This is a genomic window from Parasphingorhabdus sp. (assembly GCF_049667325.1).
GTDB lineage: Bacteria > Pseudomonadota > Alphaproteobacteria > Sphingomonadales > Sphingomonadaceae > Parasphingorhabdus.
Window position 1 is genome coordinate 1 of sequence record NZ_JBATHY010000083.1, and the last position, 3734, is coordinate 3734.

Annotated in this window: 4 protein-coding genes and 1 pseudogene; all 5 read left to right on the top strand. The window is 55.1% G+C overall.

Features of this window, described 5'->3' with window-relative positions:
- A pseudogene (locus WBM93_RS04730) lies at positions 1 to 324 on the top strand (hypothetical protein); the annotation flags it as partial.
- Entirely contained in the window at positions 321 to 938 is a 618-nt protein-coding gene (rsmG, locus tag WBM93_RS04735) for a 16S rRNA (guanine(527)-N(7))-methyltransferase RsmG (protein ID WP_424428853.1), read from the top strand. The pseudogene WBM93_RS04730 and the gene rsmG, both read left to right, overlap by 4 nt.
- Before the next feature lie 28 nt (positions 939 to 966).
- Positions 967 to 1749, top strand: coding sequence for a ParA family protein (locus tag WBM93_RS04740; protein ID WP_424428856.1), 783 nt, complete (start codon positions 967 to 969; stop codon positions 1747 to 1749).
- On the top strand, positions 1749 to 2714 hold the full coding sequence (locus tag WBM93_RS04745; RefSeq protein WP_424428861.1) for a ParB/RepB/Spo0J family partition protein: 966 nt from the start codon (positions 1749 to 1751) through the stop codon (positions 2712 to 2714). Before WBM93_RS04740 ends, WBM93_RS04745 begins: the two co-directional genes overlap by 1 nt.
- Before the next feature lie 265 nt (positions 2715 to 2979).
- Positions 2980 to 3480: a DUF4402 domain-containing protein gene (locus tag WBM93_RS04750; RefSeq protein ID WP_424428858.1), complete on the top strand. Its 501-nt coding sequence runs from the start codon at positions 2980 to 2982 to the stop codon at positions 3478 to 3480.
- Positions 3481 to 3734: the final 254 nt, after the last annotated feature.

The following is a 3734-nucleotide window of genomic DNA, read 5'->3' on the forward strand; positions in this document are numbered from 1 at the left end:
TCATTGGAAGAGTTGGAAGCATGTTTGGCGTTGGGCGATTGCGACCTGATGGCGGAGATAGAAGAAGATGCACGCTATGCACCTTATCTCGAACGTCAGGAATCGGAGTTGCGCGATCTTCGCGCGAACGAACAGATCCGTTTCGGTGACGATATGGAATATGCGGCCATCGCCGGACTTTCGAACGAAATGGTCGAACGTCTGACTACGGCGCGGCCCGAAACACTGGCTGCCGCGTCCCGGATCAGGGGAATAACCCCAGCCGCGCTCGCCGCGATTCTTGTCTATGCCCGACGCCGGAACAACAGGAACTTGGCCGCATGACGGAAGAAGAAGCGCAAGCCTGGCTTCGCGCAGAATATGATGTTTCACGTGAAACATGGCAAAAACTGGAATCGTTCAACGCATTGCTGCGAGATGAAATGCAGCACCAGAACCTGATTTCCAAGGCCAGCGCGGATAGTCTTTGGTCCCGTCATATCGTCGATAGCGCCCAGCTGTTGAGGTACGCGCCTGCGCCGGATGCGGGAAAAATCTGGCTTGATCTTGGCACCGGGGCCGGCTTTCCAGGTATCGTGATTGCAATTCTGACTCCGTTCAGGGTGTGCATGGTCGAGTCCCGCAAACGTCGAGCCGAGTTCCTGAATAAGGTGGTCAAGGAGACCAGCATAGGCGATCACGCTACGGTTGTTGCAGACCGGTTGGAGAATATGGAGAGTTTTCCGGCGGACGTAATCAGTGCCCGTGCCTTTGCCCCGCTAGATCGGCTCATCGCACTTTCGCACCGGTTTTCCACAGAAAATACGGTTTGGCTCTTACCAAAGGGAAAAAATGCGGTAAGGGAACTTAAAGGCCTGTCGCCAAAACGGCAAAAAATGTTCCACGTGGAACATAGTTTGACCGATCCGAACGCCGGAATCTTGGTGGGAAAGGGCTAGAAACCTATTTTATAGGGCTGAACAGACCATGGTTCGTATCGCAATAGCCAATCAAAAAGGCGGCGTAGGCAAGACAACAACAGCAATTAATATGGCGACAGCACTGGCAGCCACCGGCTGGAAAGTGCTGCTGATCGACCTTGATCCGCAAGGCAATGCCTCGACCGGTCTCGGACTGTCGCAGGGAGACCGGGTCAATAGCAGCTACGACCTGCTGATCAATGATGTGCCTCTGGCCGAATGTATCAACCAGACAAAGGTTCCGGGGCTGGAAATCGTACCCGCCACCGTCGATCTTTCTGGCGCCGAAGTCGAGCTGGTCGGGTTCGAGGAGCGCACCCATCGCCTGAAAAAGGCGCTCGACACAGCCGACAACGGTCGATGGGATATTTGCCTGATTGACTGCCCGCCATCGCTCGGGTTGCTCACCCTCAACGCTATGGTTGCGGTGGAATCGCTGCTGGTTCCGCTGCAGTGCGAGTTTTTCGCGCTCGAGGGGCTGAGCCAGTTGCTGCAAACCGTCGAGCGGATTCGCGCCCGATTCAATCGCCAGCTTTCGGTGATGGGTGTGGTCCTGACTATGTATGACCGGCGCAACAAGCTGACCGAACAGGTGTCCGACGACGTGCGGGCCTGTCTGGGCGATGTGGTGTTCGAAACCGTGATCCCGCGCAATGTCCGGCTTTCCGAAGCCCCGAGCCACGGCCTGCCGGCGCTGATCTACGATTATCGGTGCAGCGGTTCGGTCGCCTATATTGACCTTGCGCGCGAGTTGATAGGACGCTTGCCCGACAGAAAGGTGGCTGCATGATGGCTGAAGAAAAAGCCCAAGAGGAAACCAACAAGAAAGCGCCAAAGCGCGTAACCGGCCTGGGCCGGGGACTCAACAGCTTGTTCGGAGACATCCAGCGGGAAGAGCCTATTGTAACCACCGGACTGTCTGCCAGCGATGGCAGCGGCTCTGAACAGGCGACTGCCACGACCATTGACGGCCTGCGCTCGATTGCGATTTCCGATATCCGGCCCAATCCTGATCAGCCGCGCCAGACATTCAATACCGACGCTCTCGACGAGCTGGCCGACAGTATGAGGCAGCGCGGTGTCATTCAGCCAATCGTTGTCCGTCCGTACGGCAAGACTTTCCAGATCGTTGCCGGCGAACGCCGCTGGAGGGCCGCGCAACGCGCCCGCCTGCACCAGATTCCCGCGGTCGTCCGGAATCTCAATGACGAAGAGACGCTTGAAATCGCCATCGTCGAAAACGTCCAACGCAAGGACCTGAATGCCATCGAAGAGGCAGAAGCCTATGCGAAACTGAGTCTGGATTTCGGGCATAGCCAGTCCAGGCTAGCCGAAATTGTCGGGAAATCACGGAGTCATATCGCCAATCTGATGCGCTTGCTCGAGCTGCCGGACGGTGTGAAGGCTCTTGTTGTCGACGAGAAATTGTCCATGGGCCACGCCCGTGCGTTGATCAACGCACCCAATGCAGATGAACTGGCGCTTCAAATTGTCAAACAGGGATTGTCGGTCCGGAATGTAGAGCGTCTGGTTCGCAAATCGCTGGCAGGCGAAAAGCCGTCGTCGGCGAGGAAACAGGCGCTGATGTCGGAGACCGATGCGGACATCCAGGCACTGGAAACACATCTGGGCGATTTGCTTGGATTGAAGGTTAGTATCCAGTCGAACGGGCAGGGCGGGGCAATGTCGATCGAATATGCCAATCTGGACCAGCTTGATCTGATCTGTCAGCGTCTCACCGGCGAACATATCTAGGTTCCGGAAATCGCAACATCCGACAATGACCTTGGCTCATAGCAAATAGTCGCACTCCCGACGCACTCTTGATGCCGAAAAACCATATATATCAATATCTTGACTGGTCAATGAAAAATTAACCATGGCTGGCAGCAAAGTTTTATCCTTTCCCTCCGATAAGCAGGGTTGAATGTTGGCTCTGGCGACGTTCCGGTCAGTGGGTTTGACGGGAGCGCACCGCAATTGCTCTTTCAATGTTGAAAAAAAATAGGGACCAGAACTTATGTCTAAATTTATCAAAGCCGCTATGGCTTCTTCTGTACTTGCTGCGTCTGTCATGGGCGCAAGCGCTGCAAATGCTGCAACCGCTTCTGCTGATGCACGTGCAAACATCCTGCAACAGGTTACAGTTACCAACACTTCTGACCTCGACTTTGCAACCATCGTAGCCGGCGCTGCTGCATCAACCGTGGTTGTTGCGCCTGTAACGGGAACCGTTGGTTGTGGTGTCGGGCTTGTTTGTTCCGGTACGACGACTGCTGCTGGATTCAGCTTAACCGGTACAACCGGAGAGACAGTTACAATTGCTACCGACCCGTCGGTTACCTTGGTCAACGGCACGAACTCAATGACTGCCAGCTTGCTGTCTAGTGCCGCTTTGCACGTGATCACCGGTGTTGCCGCTACCGATACATTTTCGGTTGGTGGTACGCTCAGCGTGGGTGCTGGCCAAGCTGATGGAGCCTATCTCGGTTCGTTCAATGTCACAGTTAACTACCAGTAAAAACTGAACGGACGGCACAAAAGCTGTCCATCAGTACTACAGAACGCCCGTTCGCGACTCCGGTCGCGGACGGGTTTTTTTCTGCTCCATCTCCAGGCCCCTTTCCAGCGCGGGCAATGGTCAAAAATCATCCATGGTTAGCGCTTTGGTAACCCTCTTTGCCCATAAGGGCCGTGTGGGGAAAGGCGTCGAGACCAGCCTCTCCGAATGACCAGTTAAAGCCGGAGAATATAATGACCATCCAGAGATTCAAA